Source organism: Pseudovibrio axinellae, from assembly GCF_900110875.1.
GTDB classification, from domain to species: Bacteria; Pseudomonadota; Alphaproteobacteria; order Rhizobiales; family Stappiaceae; genus Pseudovibrio; species Pseudovibrio axinellae.
The window spans coordinates 454,872-472,333 of the sequence record NZ_FOFM01000001.1; the positions used below are offsets into that span (position 1 = coordinate 454,872).

The window sequence follows — 17,462 nt, forward strand, 5'->3', positions numbered from 1 at the left end:
TAAACCACTCTCCTGACTAAGCGTCAAACTGCCTGCCTCCTCATGGTGTAGATAGCCTTTATACTCCGGTTTCCTTGCCTAATTCTCTCAATATCTCATCTCTGTGCTCATCAAGTGCTGGCGCCCCCTTATCCAACTTCAGATTTGCGTTTGTGAACTTAATCGGCGTTCGGACATAAGTTTGGTCGTTTGCAGTCGGCAAATTGACTTTCATCTCACGATGTTCAATTTGCGGGTCGCTCATGACATCTGCCACTGTGTTTATCGGACCGGCAGGGACACCGAACTCTTCCATTTTCTTGAGAAGATCATCTCGATTAAATTTGACGACCAGAGCCTCAAGTCGATCCGTTAAACTTTCCCGGTGCTGGACTCGTGAAGGGTTCGTTGCGTAACGCTGGTCTTGGGACAGTTCTGGCACGCCCAAAATCTTACAGAAATTTGCAAACTGCTGATCATTACCAACAGCGACAATCAGATGGCCATCATTCACTTCAAACACCTGATAGGGAACAATGTTGGGGTGAGCGTTTCCCATCCGCGTCGGGGCGACGCCACTGCTGAGATAGTTCATGGCCTGATTTGCCAAAACGCCGACCTGCGCATCAAGCAAGGCCATATCAACCCATTCGCCCTGACCTGTGAGATCGCGGCGGCGCAGTGCTGCCTGAATACCGATCACACCATACAGGCCAGTGAAAATATCAGCGAAGGCAACGCCAACTTTTTGTGGCTCGCCCCCTTTGGGGCCGGTCAAATCCATGATGCCACCCATGCCCTGAATCATGAAATCATACCCGGCGCGATGTGCATATGGCCCGCTTTGACCAAAGCCGGTCACTGAGCAATAAACTAATTTCGGATTGATCTTTCTTAAGCTCTCATAATCAAGCCCAAACTTAGCGAGCCCACCGACTTTAAAGTTCTCGATCAAAACATCACTTTGGCGCACCAGATCATAGATCAATTCAAGGTCTTCCGGTTTGCTAAAGTCTGCGGTTATGGAACGTTTACCCCGATTGCAGGCATGAAAATATGCAGCGCTTTTAGTGCCGTTTTCGTCCTCAATGAATGGCGGTCCCCAGGTGCGGGTATCATCGCCGCGAGGGCTTTCCACCTTGATGACATCGGCCCCAAGATCAGCAAGGGTTTGCCCGATCCACGGCCCTGCCAATATACGCGCTAGTTCTAATACTCTAATATTTTCAAGGGGAGCCGTCACAGAAGCAACCTCAGTGTCGTTTTGTACAGATGTGTTTGAGGCCCAGTGCTACCTGTTTTTTCTAATCAGGTCCTGTGAGGATCTGTCATGACTTTCTTCCAGTCCCTCCCACCCACTGGAATCCTTGCTTATTTTAGTTTTGGGTGCAAAAGTGAGCAAGTTTTCATTCCTTGTATTTGACCGGCTCTCATTTCAGAGGTACCGCCAATCTACACCGAAATTTATAAGCGCTGCGCCGGGAGGCGAAAAGCTGCTTCAATACTTTTAGGAGAACAGTCATGCAATCCAACACCGCGCAGCTTATCAAACTGACAGACTACGAAGAAACGCCTTATGTCATTGAAACAGTTTCATTGGTCTTTAAGCTGCATGCAGAAGCCACTGAGGTTGTCTCTACGCTTTCTCTTCACCCGCGTGCGCGCACACCTGCTGGCACTGCATTAGAACTGGATGGCGACGAGCTGAAACTGCTGAGTATAAAGCTGAACGGCACCCCGCTTGAAGACGACGCCTATGACGCTGCTCCTGACAAACTGGTGGTTCATAATCCCCCAACAGAGCCGTTTAAGCTAGAGATCACCACTCAAATCAATCCGGCAGCAAACACGCGGCTGATGGGACTTTATTTATCTGACGGGATTTACTGCACGCAGTGCGAGGCTGAGGGCTTCCGCCGGATCACATATTACTATGACCGTCCAGACGCACTTTCTGTATTTACGACCCGCATTGAAGCTGACAAAGCGAGCAATCCAATCCTGCTTGGCAACGGTAATCCGCAGGAAACTGGCCGTATCGATGGCACTGATCGTCACTTTGCGGTTTGGCATGACCCTCATCCAAAACCTGCGTACCTGTTTGCGCTTGTTGCTGGTGACCTCACCTGTATTTCAGAGAAGTACACGACTGCGTCTGGCAAGCCTGTCGATTTGAATATCTATGTTGAGAAGGGCAATGAACAACGCGCGGGGTGGTCTATGGACAGCCTTGTTCGCTCTATGCGCTGGGATGAAAAAACGTTTGGCCGAGAGTACGATCTTGATGTGTTCAACATTGTCGCTGTTTCTGCGTTCAATATGGGCGCTATGGAGAACAAAGGCCTCAATATTTTCAACGACAAATACATTTTGGCCAACAGCGAGACAGCGACTGACTTGGATTATGAGGGCATTGAAACAGTCGTTGCACACGAATACTTCCATAACTGGACCGGAAACCGGATCACGTGCCGCGAATGGTTTCAGCTGTGTTTGAAGGAAGGGCTGACCGTTTTCCGCGATCAAGAATTCTCATCTGATGAGCGCTCCCGTCCAGTGAAACGCATTGCTGATGTGGTGCGCCTTAAATCCCGTCAGTTTCCTGAGGATCAGGGGCCGCTTTCGCATCCTGTGCGACCTACAGAATACAAAGAGATCAATAATTTTTACACGGCAACTGTTTATGACAAGGGCGCTGAGCTTGTTCGTATGATCAAGACCATCCTTGGAGCAGACGGATTTCGCAAGGGTATGGACCTATACTTTGAACGCCATGATGGAGATGCTTCTACGATCGAGGACTTCATTAAATGCTTTGAAGAGGCCAATGACACCGATCTTTCGCACTTTTCTTTATGGTACCACCAGTCCGGCACCCCTCACCTGAAAGCAAGCAGTTCTTACGATGAGGCTGCTAAGACGTTTACGCTGGAGCTGGAGCAAACAACACCAGCTACGCCGGGGCAGCCTGAAAAGGAGCCATTCTTCATTCCAGTTCGATTTGGTCTGGTTGGTCCCAATGGTGAGGACATTGCTTATTCAAAGGCAGAAGGTGCTCGCGTAGACGGTGACCTATTGTGCCTGACTGAGCGCAAACAAACCGTTGTGTTCCACGGCATCGGCAGCAAGCCGGTACCATCGCTCCTACGCGAGTTTTCAGCGCCGGTTAAGCTTGAAGCTGGGCTCAATCGCCATGAACAGATTTTCCTGATGCGTCATGACATCGACCCGTTCAACCGTTGGCAAGCTGCACAAACGTTGATGAGCGAGATGCTCATCGAAATGACCAATGGCGACATACCTGCTGGCAAAGACGCCTTTATCTCTGCGCTTGCAAACATGGCGGAAGATGAAAACCTCGACCATGCCTTCCGAGGGTTTGGCTTAATGTTGCCAAGCGAGAAGGACATCGCTCTGGAAATTGGCAAGGATGTAGATACAGATGCAATTGGTGCTGCACGTGATGCATTTGCCAAGGAAATCGGCGCATCGCTTTATGACACATTCGAGCGCATTTATTCTGCAATCGAGGTTTCTGAAACCTTTAGCCCTGACGCCGCATCTGCTGGCAAACGTTCACTGAAATTGCGTTGCCTCTATTACATGGCTGCCAGTGGCATTGAGGGTAGCGCAGCTTTGACAAAGGCTCACTTTGATGCCGCGGACAATATGACAGACCGTATGGGCGCGCTGAACTTGCTCGTGACATGGAATCTTGAAGGCGCGAAAGATGGCTTGCAAGCCTTTGAAAAACGTCATCAAGGCACCGCACTTGCAATGGATAAATGGCTGAGTATTGCTGCAGGGGCACCAAATGAGGATGCCGTTTCTACGATACGTACTCTTACCGAACACCCTGCATTTTCTTGGGATATTCCAAATCGCGTCTACTCACTCATTGGCGGCTTCCTTGGCAGCAACACGCGAGGTTTTCACAAGGCTGATGGATCTGGTTACGACTATCTTGCTGAAATCACACTCCATTTGGATAAGAATAATCCTCAGGTTGCTTCCAGATTGGTCAAAAGTTTCGGATCCTGGAAGAATATGAATGCGGAACGCAGAGTAAAGGCGAAAGCTGCATTGGAGCGAATTCTTAACGCTGATCAGCAACTCTCCACCGATGTCAAGGAAATAGTTGAGCGCTGTTTAGACTAGCAAAGTCTACTTCACTCATATCGAAGTCTCTGAGAGTCCTACCAAAATTAACGGCAGCAAAAATAGCTGCCGTTAACCATTTTTTTGTGTCTAGACACTGGACAAGTTGATTCGGATAGATTCAAATGAATGTGATTCGGGTAAATTGCAACCTGAGTTATTTGCGGTGGAATCTGACACATGGGGGCATTCATGGCACGAGCCTTTGCGGGGGGCGCGACAGCTCGACGATTCTTAAATTCGACCAAACGCGCAGGCAAGAAAGACGCCTTGACCGGGCATATCAAACTGCTTGCGCAACCGGCCTATCAACGTTTGTTAACTACCGAGCCCATGATGCGCCGGATTATTCCTGCTCTTTGCATCATCTTCATTGCATGCACTGCCATCTTTCGTGGTTTAGAAATTGCCTACAACTATGAAAACGTGAGCCAGAAAGCTCAAGATGATCTCACTCTCATCGCAACCGCTCTGACCGCAAGTATTGAAATTTCCGAGCAAGAGAAAGACAGCGCAGGCCTAACCTCAGCTTTGCAACGCGCCCTGTCTGAAGCCCTTCCCCCACGGGCGACAAGTAAAAGCCGACAAATCCTTTTAACTGATCCCAATGGCACCATCGTTGCCAGCGCGCCGACCCGTCCAGATATGGAGGGGTTGAAGATCACAAGTCTGCTTGGCGACACTCAGCCAATGACCTTCTTTGGTAAGCGCGCAGGTGTTTTAACCCTTAATCAGGGCACTAAAGATGCCACACGTGCAACGGTTCACCACTTACCAAACAAACTTGGCATGGTTGCTATCATGCAGCCTGAAGACGCAGTCTTTGCGTCCTGGCGCGCTGAGCTATCTGCCAATGTGACCATATTTGTTGCCACCTCCATGGTTCTGCTCGTGATCATTTATGCGTACTTTGCACAAGCAACACGCGCCCAGCAAGCAGACGGCATTTATGCTGCAACGCGCTCGCGTATTGATGCAGCGCTGAATCGTGGCCGGTGTGGCCTGTTTGACTGGGACCTTTCCCGTGGCCGTGTGTTCTGGTCTGCTTCGCTCTATGAGATGCTTGGCATGGACCCACGTAACGATATTATGGGCTTTGCCGAAATTCAAAGCCTGACCCATGCCGATGATGTAGACCTTTATGATCTGGCCAAGAGCCTGTTAGATACCGGTAAGAGCAATGTGGACCGACAGTGGCGTATGCGCCACGTTGATGGTTCATGGGTTTGGCTGCGTGTGCGTGCAGAAGTCCAAACGGACGCAGGAACTAATGAACCGCACCTGATCGGCATCTGTATGGATGTGACCGAACAAAAGAAACTCGCCGAGCAAAGCCGCACCGCTGATTTGCGCTTGCGTGATGCGATCGAGAACATCTCTGAGGCATTCGTTTTGTGGGACGCTGACAACCACCTTGTCATGTGCAACTCCAACTACCGCCGCCTCCACGAGCTTCCTGACCACGTTGTCAAATCAGGCACCCCTTATTCGACTGTAATGTCCTCTGCCAGTCAGCCCATCATTTCCGAACCTGAAGAAGGCGACCATATCGATAGTGATATGGGAAGTTCTTACAAGGTAGAGATGGAAGGTGGCCGTTGGTTGCAGGTCTCAGAGCGCCGCACGAAAGACGGCGGCTTTGTTTCCGTTGGCACTGATATTACCGAACTGAAGCGCAAAGAAGAGAAGCTGCTTGAATCTGAGCGCGGACATATGGCCACAATCGCAGATTTACGTCAGTCCCGCCAAAAGCTGGAGTTACAAGCACAGCAACTTGTTGAGCTGACAGAAAAATACGCAGACGAAAAGACACGCGCAGAAGATGCCAACCAGGCAAAGTCAGAATTCCTTGCCAACATTTCTCATGAACTGAGAACACCACTCAATGCGATTATTGGTTTTTCTGAAATCATGGATCAAGGCATGTTTGGCGACCTTGGCTCTGATAAATACAAGGAATACTGCAAAGACATTCATTCCTCTGGAAATTACCTGCTGAACGTGATCAACGATATTCTGGACATGTCCAAGATTGAGGCTGGCAGAATTGAACTCTCTGTTGAAGATGTTCAAATTCAGCAAATCGTTCAGGATGCTACCCGGATCATCTCTGCCACGGCTGCAGAAAAGAGCATCACAGTGGTTAGCGAAAACCTGCCACATATGCACCTGCAGGCTGACCGACGCGCCGTTAAACAAATTCTTCTTAACCTGCTTGCCAACTCCATCAAGTTTACACCTGATCACGGCGAGGTTCGTGTTTCAGCACGCAAGGTCGGTGCATTCGCAGAACTCACAATTTCCGACAATGGCATCGGCATTGCCAAGAAAGATATCGAGCGCCTCGCCAAGCCATTTGTTCAGGTCGAGAACCAGTTCACCAAGACACACAAAGGCTCGGGCCTTGGTCTGGCAATTGCACGTTCGTTGAGTGAGCTTCATGGCGGGTACATGGAAATCTCTTCAGAGGTCGGCAAGGGCACTGAAGTCACCATCAAATTGCCTCTCAAAGCCAAAGGCCGCGAAAAAGGCCGTTTCTCAGCTCTAAGCGAATTAAACGCTGCTTAAAAACACTTAGTTGCTTATCCAGAAACTGATTTGATCAACCAGCTTTAAGCTGGTTTTAAAAGGCCGCGATCTGGGCGGCCTTTTGCATTGGGGAGCGTTTTCGGTTCATGCGGTTTTGGGGGCGACCTCCACTTTGCCGATCAAGCGCTCGAACGTGCTGCGCACCATGACCTGCTGTTCTTGCATGTAGATCGTTAGGCGCTCAAAGTCCGGTTCACTTCCAGCACTCACCAAAAGCTCAAGAAGCCCGGCTGGTGCTTCGTCAGGTTCAAAGTGACCTGTCAAGGCGAGCTTCAGGATCTGTGTCAGATCTTCATAATGTCGCAAAGTGGGGATGAGCGTTTCTGCATCTTCTTCTGACAAAAGCCCAACCTCACGCGCTTTGATAAGTACGTTTTCGGTGCGGGTCTGAAAGATTTGCGGATATTGCGAGCCATGAGCGAGCTGAAGGAATTGAGCAATGAACTCAATATCGATCAGGCCACCTGGGATACCTTTGATCTGCCATGGGCTCTTTGCCGGTTTTTCCTTTTGGATACGAGCGCGCATATCGCTAACATCTTGCGATAGTTTTTTGACGTCTCGTTTTTCTTCCAAAAGTGCTGAAACAACCGATTTAATCTGCTGGGAGAACTCTGGACTAGAGCTGGTAACGATGCGAGCTCGTGTTAGCGCCATGTGCTCCCACGTCCATGCGTCCTTAGCCTGATACTCCTTAAAGGATGTAAAGCGCGTTGCAAGCGGCCCTGAGTTGCCTGAAGGGCGCAATCGCAAGTCGACCTCGTACAACACGCCTTCTGCTGTCGGCGCCGTGAGGGCCGAAACAAGACGCTGTGTCAGGCGGCTGTAATATTGGCTCGGAGCAAGCGGGCGTTTGCCGTCGCTCTGCACCACATCCTCTGGAAAGTCATAAAGAAGGATCAAATCCAGATCAGACGCACAAGTGATCTCTTGCCCACCCAGCTTACCCATAGCAATCAGGCTAAGCTGTGCTCCGGGTATTTTGCCGTGCGTCTCCTCAAGCTCTTCTTGAACACGCGGAAGAAGCTGGCACAAAACGGCATCGGCGAGAGTGGAAAGCCCCTGCCCCAATTCGGCGGCTGTGATGGTGCCGGTAATCAGCCGCAAGCCGAGCAGGAATTGCTGTTCCTGAACGAAGATGCGTGTCCGATCCAAAGCCTCTTCATAGTACCCAGCCTGTTCAAGCGTGACTTCCAAGGCCGTTTCAATCTGCTCTGCGGTTGGCGCTCCGCCAAAAAAAGCCGGATCAAGAAGCGCATCAAGCACATGTACACGCCTTGAGACGATCTCCGCCATGCGTGGTGCGTTTCCCATCACCATTGTCAGCAGTTTGAGCAGGTGTGGGTTGGACTTTAGAAGCCCAAACAGCTGGACACCCATTGGTAACCTGGACAGGAACGCGTCAAACGTGAGCAGAGCCTTGTCCGCATTCTCAGTACGCGCCAAGGCATCCAGCAGGATTGGAGTACATTCGGTCAGCCGCTCGCGGGCTTTGGGTGCTCGTACAGCGGGGTAGCGCCCGTAATGCCATTGACGAATGGTACGAATTGCGTCCACTGGCCGTTTGAACCCCATCTGCACAAGTGTTTCCAATGTGCTTGGGTCTTCATCATCACCTGTTAGCACCAGATTACCAAGGTCGAGAGCAAGATCAGGTTCATGTTCAAACAGACCTGAATAGTGGTTCTGCACCAGTTCAAATTTGCTTCGTATCTGCGCAGAAAATTCGGATAGCTCTGCAAAGCCCATGAGGTTGTAAATGCGGGCCAAAGCTGCATCATCTTTTGGCAAGATATGTGTCTGCTCGTCGTTGATCATCTGGATGCGGTGCTCAACTAAACGCAGGTAGCGATAAGCCTCTTCCATTTCCTCAGCAGCAGAAAGGTCAATCCAGCCGCAATCGGCCAGCCGTTCCAAAGTAATAAGCGTGCGCCGATCTCGCAACTGTGGATTCCGGCCACCTGCGATCAATTGCTGTGTCTGGGCGAAAAATTCAATTTCCCGAATACCGCCGCGCCCAAGCTTCACATTATGACCAGCGACGGAGATTTTCCCGAAGCCTTTATGGGCGTGAATTTGGCGTTTGATGGAATGTACATCTGAGATTGCGGCATAGTCTAAGTATTTACGCCAAATAAACGGTCGGATCTCTTCAAGGAAAATTTCACCTGCCTCTATGTCACCAGCACAAGGCCGCGCTTTTATGAGCGCAGCTCTTTCCCAGTTTTGCCCCAGGCTTTCGTAGTAAACCAGCGCAGCAGGAACCGAAATCGCCAGTGGTGTCGCCCCCGGGTCAGGGCGCAAGCGCAAGTCAGTTCTAAAGACGTAACCATCACCAGTGCGTTCATTCATCAGCTTTACAAGACGACGGGTAATACGAACAAACTCGACAGGTGCTTCAGCTCCGCCTGTCAATCGGGAGCGCTCAGGGTCAAAAAGAACAATCAGGTCTATATCTGAAGAGTAATTCAGTTCACCCGCACCATGTTTGCCCATCGCAAGAATGAAGAAACCTGCGTTTTTTTCCGGTGCCTCATGATCGAGTGGACTAAACTTGCCTCGCTTTTCCAGTTCACGTAGGCAAAAACGGACACACGCGGTGAGCGATGCATCAGCAAACTTTGTGAGCGCTCCTGTCACCTTCTCCAGCGGCCATGTACCAGCAATATCTGAGAGTGCAACTGTGAGTGCAAGTTCTTGCTTGGCCAACCGCAGAGACTGCATCAGCTCGGCTTCGCTTGCAGGCCTGGCGCTCAGGCACTCTTGCAAGAGGGTCGCAATGGTCTCTTCTGGTGGCGTTCTGAGGACGCGCAAAAAACGTTGTACATCGCGAATTATCGTTTCTCGCAGGAACGTCGCGTTCACCATCACCCCTTTGATGAAGGGGTGCAGGTGCGGAGCTTCCTGACACAACTGTTCGAACTGAGAAATGAGGTCTTTGCGCTCCAGCTTCTCAGTCAAATCTTTTAGATGCAACTCGCCCAGTTCATCATCGGCACAAACGGGCTGGCACTTTAAGCGTTCAAACAGGGGAGCAGTTCCATCCTCCAAATTATCGCGCTGTTGCGTTTCGCTGACTAGTTGTCGACATTCTTCTTTTGAGCCATGTGCCATGCTTCGTTGCCCTCTCCCTCGCCCCGTTGTTCCTTGCTCAAAGGCAGAACAATCCTTGCACACAGGCCGGTTTGCTCGTCTTCTGCAGAATCATCAAGGCCACACGCAGATGTTAATTCCAATTCTCCATGATGAAGAGTTACCACCGCCTTGATAAGTGACAAGCCAAGGCCTGATCCTGGTGCATGGCGGGAACTGTCTAGACGAACGAAGCGATTACACACCCGCTCGCGGTCAGCTTCTGTGATTCCTGCACCATTGTCTTCAACACTCAGTATAGCCTGATCGTCTTTTCCTGAGAGGACTACTTTGATTGCGGGTCTGACATCCTTATCAATCGGGCGCCCGTATTTCAAAGCGTTCTCAATCAGGTTTGCCAAAGCCTGTGCCATAAGCTCCCGGTCACCTTCAATCACCGGCTTGGCTTCCACACACACAGAAAACGTTACCCCGCCATCTTCTGCAACTGGCTCATAGAGCTCGCATACATCATTGACGATTTCTGCCAGCTTAATGGGTTCTAGCTTTGCGCCTGTGGAATCGGCCTCGACCCGCGCAATGCGAAGGAGTGCGTTGAACGTTTTGATTAACTCGTCGATCTCAACAATTGTGTCTTCAAGGCATTCCTGCCCTTCTTGTGCACTCAAACCTCTGCGCAAAGCAGATTCAACACGCCCGCGCATACGTGTCAGCGGGGTTTTAAGGTCGTGCGCGATGTTATCAGAGACCTCATTGAGGCCTTGCATCAGCGCTTCAATACGATCGAGCATCACATTGAGATTACTTGCCAGGCGGTCAAACTCATCGCCATTGCCAGTCACATCAAGACGGCCTGCCAAATCCCCTTCCATAATCTGCCGAGAGCTCATGGACAGGTTATCGATCCGCTTCAAAATACGGCGATTAAGAAAGAACCATGTGATGCCTGCCAGTACGACCATGCCCACCAACCACAGGGTCAAAGCGTCACCCAGCAAGCTTTTTAAGTGAACCTGATCTTCCAGATCACGTCCGACCAAAAACTTAAAGTTTCCTGGCAACTCGAAAATACGAACGATGGCACTGTCTTTTTTCTGGCCTTCACCTTGCTCTGCCCCAGGTCGTCCAAGTGGTGTGTAAGAGACGAACTGAATTCGTCCATCAGTCTCCGATAGAACCTTCTCGGGCAGGTAGGCAATGTTGCCGGCAATCACATTACCGGCATAATCCAGAATGAGGTATAGGTTTGAATTTGGGCTTCTTATGCGCCGTTCCACGCCAATCACCAGCCCGGAGATACCCCTTTGCGCATACTGCTCTGCAAGGCCTTGAATCTCGGCATCTACGGTTTGCACCACCTGCTTATTCATCAAGTCGTCAGTGCTTAGCGAAATATAGATGAACAAAAACACAGAGAGCGCCGTAAACGACGTCAGGTAGATTGCAGCCAGCTTGAAGGCAGTGGTTGAGAAAATTCTAGTTAGAGCTGTCACGGATGGAATACCCTGCACCACGGACGGTGTGTAGCAACGGGAAATCGAAGCCTTTATCGATCTTAGAACGTAGCCGTGAAATATGAACATCAATCACATTTGTCTGCGGATCAAAGTGATAATCCCAAACGTTTTCCAGGAGCATGGTGCGCGTCACCACCTGCCCTGTGTGCTTCATAAGGTATTCAAGCAACCGGAACTCACGGGGTTGCAGCACGATCTCCAATCCTGCTCGAACAACCGAATGCGCCAGACGATCCATCACAAGATCGGCGACCTGTAACTTCGTTTCCACCTGCGGGCCCGCTTTGCGGCGGCTTAGCACCTCAACCCGTGCAAGTAACTCAGAAAAAGCATAGGGTTTGGGCAGATAGTCATCTCCACCGGCGCGCAACCCTGTGACGCGGTCATCCACCTGGGACAGCGCTGAGAGGATCAGAACCGGAGTTTCATCACCTGAAGCTCGCAAAGTCTCAATAATAGAAAGGCCATCGCGCTTGGGCAGCATACGGTCAACAACCAAAACATCCCAATTATGAGAGATGGCAAGTTCCAAACCATCTTCGCCATTGTCGGCATGATCAGGGGAATGCCCTGCTTCTTTTAGCGCTTTCAGCAGATATTCAGCGGCTTCCCGATCATCTTCAATAATCAAGATTCTCATATTTGATTCCCAGCAAACGGCAATTTCGTTGCCACACATTTCGTGGAACTGAACGGAAAAAGCAAATGCTGCGGGGGGGCACCCACCAGCATTTGCAGAAGTTATATGGCTGAAGTTGGCAAAAGTTCAGATTTCACCGTCTTCTCCATTCTTGTCTTGGGGGCTGACATCGGGTTGAGGGCAAAGCCTGATATCAGCCTCCCAAACAATGAAAGCACGTGTGAGACCTTCTCGCATGCTTTCCAAGCGGACCACAGGAGAGACATTTCCTGTGATCCGTGTGCTTATTCGTGCTTTAGTTATCGCCGTTTTCCAATGGGATGGCCACAAACAGTGTGTTGTCGCCGCGTGTCACACGAAGCAAAACTGCTTTGCGCCCTTGCTCTCTGGCTTTTTCTACCTGCTCGGCAACATCAGTTGGCGTTACAACCTTAATGCCGGCGACCTCGGTGATCACGGAACCGGGTGTGATGCCCTTGTCAGCGGCAGGTCCATCTGGATCTACTTGAGTGACAACGACACCTTCCACATCTGCTCCAGCCTGTTCAGCTGTTGCAAGTTCGATACCAAGGCTATCAACCAGTGCGGTGTTTGCATCCTTGCTCTTGGTTGCAGAAGCCTGATTTTTCTCTTCGGGAATGGCGCCTAGTTTGACCGTTGTTGTATCAATATCGCCATTGCGCCAATACGTGATCTCAACTTCCGTATTTGGTGAGTAACCAGCAATTACCTTTGCCAGTTCGCGCGGACCATTGACCTCTTCATCGTTCACTTTGAGGATAATGTCGCCAGCTTGGAAGCCTGCAGCTTTTGCTGGGGTATCTCCCTGAACTTCCGCCACCAATGTGCCGTTTTCACTATCAAGGCCCAGGGATTCTGCAATGTCCTTCGTCACTGGCTGGATCTGAACACCAAGCCAACCACGCGTTACAGAACCGTCTTCTTTCAGGTCGGAAATGATTTTCTTGGCCGTTTGTGCAGGGATCGCAAATGCAATGCCCACATTGCCACCACTTGGAGAAACAATTGCTGAGTTCACACCAACCACTTCACCCTTCACATTGAAGGCAGGGCCACCGGAGTTACCGCGGTTTACAGAAGCGTCAATCTGGAGAAAATCGTCATAAATGCCGGCACCGATATCACGACCACGGGCAGAGACAATACCAGAGGTTACAGTGCCGCCCAGACCGAACGGGTTCCCGACGGCAACAACCCATTCTCCAACCAGTGGTGCCTCTTCAGCAAATGCAACATACTGAAACTTCTCTTTGCCTTCGACCTTAAGAAGCGCCAGGTCAGAGCGCTTATCTGAACCAACCAGCGTTGCTTCCAATTCATCGCCTTCGCTGGTTACGATGGTGAACTCTGTACCACCGTTTACAACATGCTCATTTGTTACGACGAAGCCATCATCAGAGATAAAGAAACCGGATCCTTGAGACTGATCAAAACGCTTGCGTGGTGCTTTCTTTTGCTGGCTTTCGCCGTGTGGGATCCCAAATTCGCGGAAGAATTTTTGCAGCGGATGATCCTCAGGCATATCGCGGAACATCGGCGGAATACCGCTCATTCTGTCATCTTCTTTGACTTCTGAGCGCACTCTAACAGACACAACAGTTGGACGTACCGCATCCACCAAGCCAACGAAGTTTGGCATGGCAGGTGCTTTGACACGTACAGGTTCAGCTTGAGCGGATGCTGGAACAAGTGTCAGCGGAGCAACCATCGCACCAGCAATTGCAAGTGCCATAGTTCCATTGAGAAGACGGGAGCGACGTTTGGATGTAGTTTTTGCTGCAGATAAGGAAACAACATTGGAATTTGTGTTCTTGGTCAACTTCATTTGGTTCAACTCCATTAAGTCAATCTCAGCCCGCGGGGGAAGCTCTGGGTTTTTCATTGGTTGAGCGCGACTATGACAGAGCGAACCTTACAAACACCTATCTGTTTCATTAATCTTCTGTAATAATAGGATAACTTAAGCGCCTCGTGTTAACGCCTTTTCTTAGTCCTTTATGTAGCGGCTGGTCCACGCTGCAATCACTTGCGCGGCATAATCTGCATCCTTGTATTTGTAGAGCAAATGGTCAGCATCATCTAAAGACACAAACGATTTTGGATGCTTAGCGGCTTGAAAAATTTGAGCAGCATTATCGATGCCCACAGTCTCATCTACTGGCGAGTGAAGGATCAACACCGCTTTGTTGAGCAGTGCAACGCGCGATTGCACATCCTGACTTTCCAGATCCTCTACAAACTGACGTTTTATCTTAAACGGGCGCTCACCAAGGTGAACAGTGGCTTCACCCTTTTCTTTAATCTCACGGAGCGATGCGCCGAAGTTATGGACCACATGGCCGGCCGATGCTGGCGCACCAATCGTGGCTACGGCTTTAACCTCTGGCACCTGGGAGGCAGCGGCAAGCACGGCAGCACCGCCAAGCGAGTGGCCTACCATCAATCTGGGCGCCTGCAAGTGCGTGCGCAAATAATTAGCTGCCAGAACGAGGTCCTGAAGGTTTGATGAAAAATTAGTGGACGCAAAGTCGCCGCCGCTATTTCCAAGCCCCGTGAAGTCGAACCGAAGAACTGCAATTCCGTTCTTTGTTAAAGCCGCGGCAATCCGGCGGGCGGCTGACAGGTCTTTTGAGCACGTGAAACAATGTGCAAACAAGGCATAGGCTGTGGGCGTGCCTTCAGGGTTATCTAGACGCGCAGCAAGTTGCGCACCTTGGGAACCTTCAAACTCCAATTTTAAGGGATCACTTGTCATTTGAATTGTTCCCGTCATTTGTGCTTAGCCAGCACGTTCTGATTATAATCTAATCGACAGGGTTCTAGTGTGCGCTTACAAGCGCCTTTACAATTCAACTGTTAGCTAAAACATTTAGTTAAACCGGGCCCTGCGAATGACGTTTGCAGGGCCCGGTTTTTGTAGGTCTTATTCTGAAGACATGAGCTTATCGAGTGCAGCTTTTTCTTCTGCAGAAAGAGGTTTAATGCCAGCTGCGCTTTTAAGCGGTGCGTCCTTTTTTTTCCTGGAAGAACGCCACAGGAAGAAGCCGCCCAGCAAAAGCACTATTGGACCACCACCCCACAAGAATAAGGTGTGAAGCGCAAAGCGAGGCTTCAGCAGAACAAACTCTCCATACCTGGCGACCAGATAATCCATGACTTCGGCGTCGCTGTCGCCTTCCACCAGACGCTCGCGTACGAGCAAGCGCAAATCCTTTGCCAATTGAGCGTTTGAATCGTCAATCGACTGGTTCTGGCAGACCACACAACGAACCTCCTTAGAGATTTCGCGTGCGCGCTCTTCCAGCACAGGGTCTTTGAGCACTTCATCCGGGTTGACCGCAAAGGCAGCTGGTGTTCCCAGAAAAATGGAGGACATTACTACCAGAACGAACTTCATCTTCATGGTCTTTACTCCGCCGGCGTCGGTGTTGCTGCAGTTACGCTGGCTGTTTTGCTCTTACGTTTGCGAGCAGATACAGGCGCACCAACACGCAAGCGACGGTCTAAGAGAGCAATAACACCGCCCAGAGACATAAACAACGTACCGATCCAGATCAGAGTGATCAATGGCTTAAAGTAGATGCGTGTGACGATACCGCCATTTGCATCGGTATCGCCTGTTGCAAAATACACCTGCGAGAAGCCAAAGGTTGCGATAGACGTCTCACTCATCGGCATACCACTTGCCTTATAAGCGCGCTTGGACGGCTCCATGATATCGACAACGTTTCCGCCTTTGCGAAGAGTGTAACGAGAGACCAATTCTTCATAGTTCGGTCCGTTCTGTGTCCAGCTCTTCTCATAGGTTATGTGGTAGCCATTCTGCTCAAGCGTATCGCCGGGACGCATCACTTCAACACGTTCAGACTCAAAAGCCAGCGTCGTAACAATACCGAGGACGGTTACTCCAAGGCCAGCATGCCCTAATACAGAGGACCAGACCGTTGGCGCAAAGCCTTTGACACGTGCCAAGGACCGACCAAGGCTAACCTTGAAGAGCTGGGAGCGGTCAACGATTTCCCATAGGGATCCGAAGATTGCCCAGAACGCGAGGCCAAAGCCAAAGGCTGTCATGATACTTGTTGTGCTGACACCCATGAACCAGACCAACGCAACCGTCGCTAAAACCGAAAGAATGAAAGCAGTGGTCAGACGCTGACTCACACCCAATGCATCACCACGCTTCCACGCCAGGAGCTGGCCAAATGGCATCAAGATGAGCACAGGCACCATGATCGGGCCAAATGTGAGGTTAAAGAAGGGGGCCCCAACTGAAATTTTGTCGCCAGAGAACGCTTCCAATACCAGCGGGTACAACGTGCCAACAAAAACCGCTGCACATGCTGTGGTAAGGAACAGGTTATTGAGAACCAATGCGCCTTCGCGGCTGATTGGGGCGAACAGACCGCCCTGTCTTAGCAAAGGTGCCCGCCATGCAAACAGGGTCAACGATCCACCGACAAAGATCAGAAGGATCGCAAGGATAAACAGGCCGCGAGCGGGATCAACTGCGAATGCATGAACTGACGTTAAAACGCCAGAACGTACGAGGAAAGTACCCAATAGCGATAAAGAGAAGGTCAGGAGCGCGAGAAATACGGTCCAAACTTTCAATGCATCACGTCGTTCCATCACGATCGCGGAATGCAGCAGCGCTGTACCGGTAAGCCAAGGCATGAAGGAGGCATTTTCAACTGGATCCCAGAACCACCAGCCGCCCCAACCCAGCTCGTAGTAAGCCCAGTAAGAGCCCATCGCGATACCAAGTGTGAGGAAGATCCAGCTTACAAGGATCCAGGGACGTACCCAGCGTGCCCAAGCAGCATCAAGTTTGCCGAGAATAAGTGCGGCTGCAGCAAATGCGAAAACGATAGAGAAACCAACATAACCGATATAGAGAATTGGCGGGTGTATCGCCAGTCCTACGTCCTGTAACATTGGGTTCAAGCCCGTGCCCTGTAACGGGGCTGGGCTGATACGCGTGAAGGGGTTGGATGCAACAATGACGAACAAAAGGAACGCGAATGATACCCAGCCCTGAGCGCCAAGTGTGGCTGCTCTTAAACGCTGAGGAATGTTGCGAGAAAACACTGCGACAAGCGCGCCAAACAGCACCAGAATAAGCACCCAAAGAAGGATGGAGCCTTCATGGTTACCCCAAACGCCTGAGATCTTATAGATCAAGGGTTTGTCACTATGTGAGTTTTGATAGGTGTTGAGCAGCGAGAAGTCTGAATTCAGATAAGCCCAGGTCAATGCGCCAAAAGAAACGCAGGTCAAAAGGAACATCAATACGGCAAGACCAGGTGCCATGCCCATCAGACGATGATCTGAATGAACTGCGCCCCACACCGGGAACACGGACTGAATTGCCGCGACTACCAGTGCCAAGATGAGCGCATAGTGGCCAATTTCAATTATCATTGCGTTTTCCTACAGTCCATTTCAGGTGCTGTACTTCCGGA

The 17,462-nt window shown here is 50.6% G+C and carries 10 protein-coding genes; 2 read left to right on the forward strand and 8 right to left on the reverse strand.

Annotated features, from left to right (window positions below):
- Window positions 1–58: 58 nt before the first annotated feature.
- Complete coding sequence (locus tag BMZ51_RS02025) at window positions 59–1,222, reverse strand: CaiB/BaiF CoA transferase family protein (RefSeq protein WP_068003162.1); 1,164 nt, start codon at window positions 1,220–1,222, stop codon at window positions 59–61.
- Between the two features lie 278 nt (window positions 1,223–1,500).
- Between BMZ51_RS02025 and pepN the strand changes: the two genes are divergently transcribed.
- Together pepN and BMZ51_RS02035 are read left to right on the forward strand one after the other, a co-directional pair.
- Window positions 1,501–4,137 carry an aminopeptidase N gene (gene pepN, locus BMZ51_RS02030; RefSeq protein WP_068003161.1) on the forward strand — a complete coding sequence of 879 codons (2,637 nt, stop codon included), beginning with the start codon at window positions 1,501–1,503 and terminating at the stop codon, window positions 4,135–4,137.
- Between the two features lie 192 nt (window positions 4,138–4,329).
- Window positions 4,330–6,705, forward strand: coding sequence for a PAS domain-containing sensor histidine kinase (locus BMZ51_RS02035; RefSeq protein ID WP_068003158.1), 2,376 nt, complete (start codon window positions 4,330–4,332; stop codon window positions 6,703–6,705).
- Between the two features lie 105 nt (window positions 6,706–6,810).
- On the opposite strand, the gene BMZ51_RS02040 is transcribed toward BMZ51_RS02035, so the two are convergent.
- The 7 genes from BMZ51_RS02040 to BMZ51_RS02070 all read right to left on the reverse strand — a co-directional run bounded on the left by BMZ51_RS02040 (window position 6,811) and on the right by BMZ51_RS02070 (window position 17,421).
- Window positions 6,811–9,840 carry a bifunctional [glutamine synthetase] adenylyltransferase/[glutamine synthetase]-adenylyl-L-tyrosine phosphorylase gene (locus BMZ51_RS02040; protein ID WP_068003155.1) on the reverse strand — a complete coding sequence of 1,010 codons (3,030 nt, stop codon included), beginning with the start codon at window positions 9,838–9,840 and terminating at the stop codon, window positions 6,811–6,813.
- The gene (locus BMZ51_RS02045) at window positions 9,804–11,312 is read right to left on the reverse strand and encodes a HAMP domain-containing sensor histidine kinase (protein ID WP_068003152.1); all 1,509 of its coding nucleotides are present in this window, start codon (window positions 11,310–11,312) and stop codon (window positions 9,804–9,806) included. Before BMZ51_RS02045 ends, BMZ51_RS02040 begins: the two co-directional genes overlap by 37 nt.
- On the reverse strand, window positions 11,296–11,976 hold the full coding sequence (locus tag BMZ51_RS02050) for a response regulator transcription factor (RefSeq protein WP_203416131.1): 681 nt from the start codon (window positions 11,974–11,976) through the stop codon (window positions 11,296–11,298). Before BMZ51_RS02050 ends, BMZ51_RS02045 begins: the two co-directional genes overlap by 17 nt.
- A 295-nt stretch (window positions 11,977–12,271) precedes the next feature.
- Window positions 12,272–13,822 carry a Do family serine endopeptidase gene (locus BMZ51_RS02055; RefSeq protein WP_068003361.1) on the reverse strand — a complete coding sequence of 517 codons (1,551 nt, stop codon included), beginning with the start codon at window positions 13,820–13,822 and terminating at the stop codon, window positions 12,272–12,274.
- Between the two features lie 162 nt (window positions 13,823–13,984).
- Window positions 13,985–14,752 (reverse strand): alpha/beta hydrolase family protein, encoded by a 768-nt coding sequence (locus BMZ51_RS02060; protein WP_068003358.1) that lies wholly within the window; start codon window positions 14,750–14,752, stop codon window positions 13,985–13,987.
- A 168-nt stretch (window positions 14,753–14,920) separates the two neighbouring features.
- Window positions 14,921–15,400, reverse strand: coding sequence for a cytochrome c-type biogenesis protein (locus BMZ51_RS02065; RefSeq protein ID WP_068003145.1), 480 nt, complete (start codon window positions 15,398–15,400; stop codon window positions 14,921–14,923).
- A gap of 5 nt (window positions 15,401–15,405) precedes the next feature.
- The gene (locus tag BMZ51_RS02070; RefSeq protein ID WP_068003142.1) at window positions 15,406–17,421 is read right to left on the reverse strand and encodes a heme lyase CcmF/NrfE family subunit; all 2,016 of its coding nucleotides are present in this window, start codon (window positions 17,419–17,421) and stop codon (window positions 15,406–15,408) included.
- Window positions 17,422–17,462 lie beyond the last annotated feature (41 nt).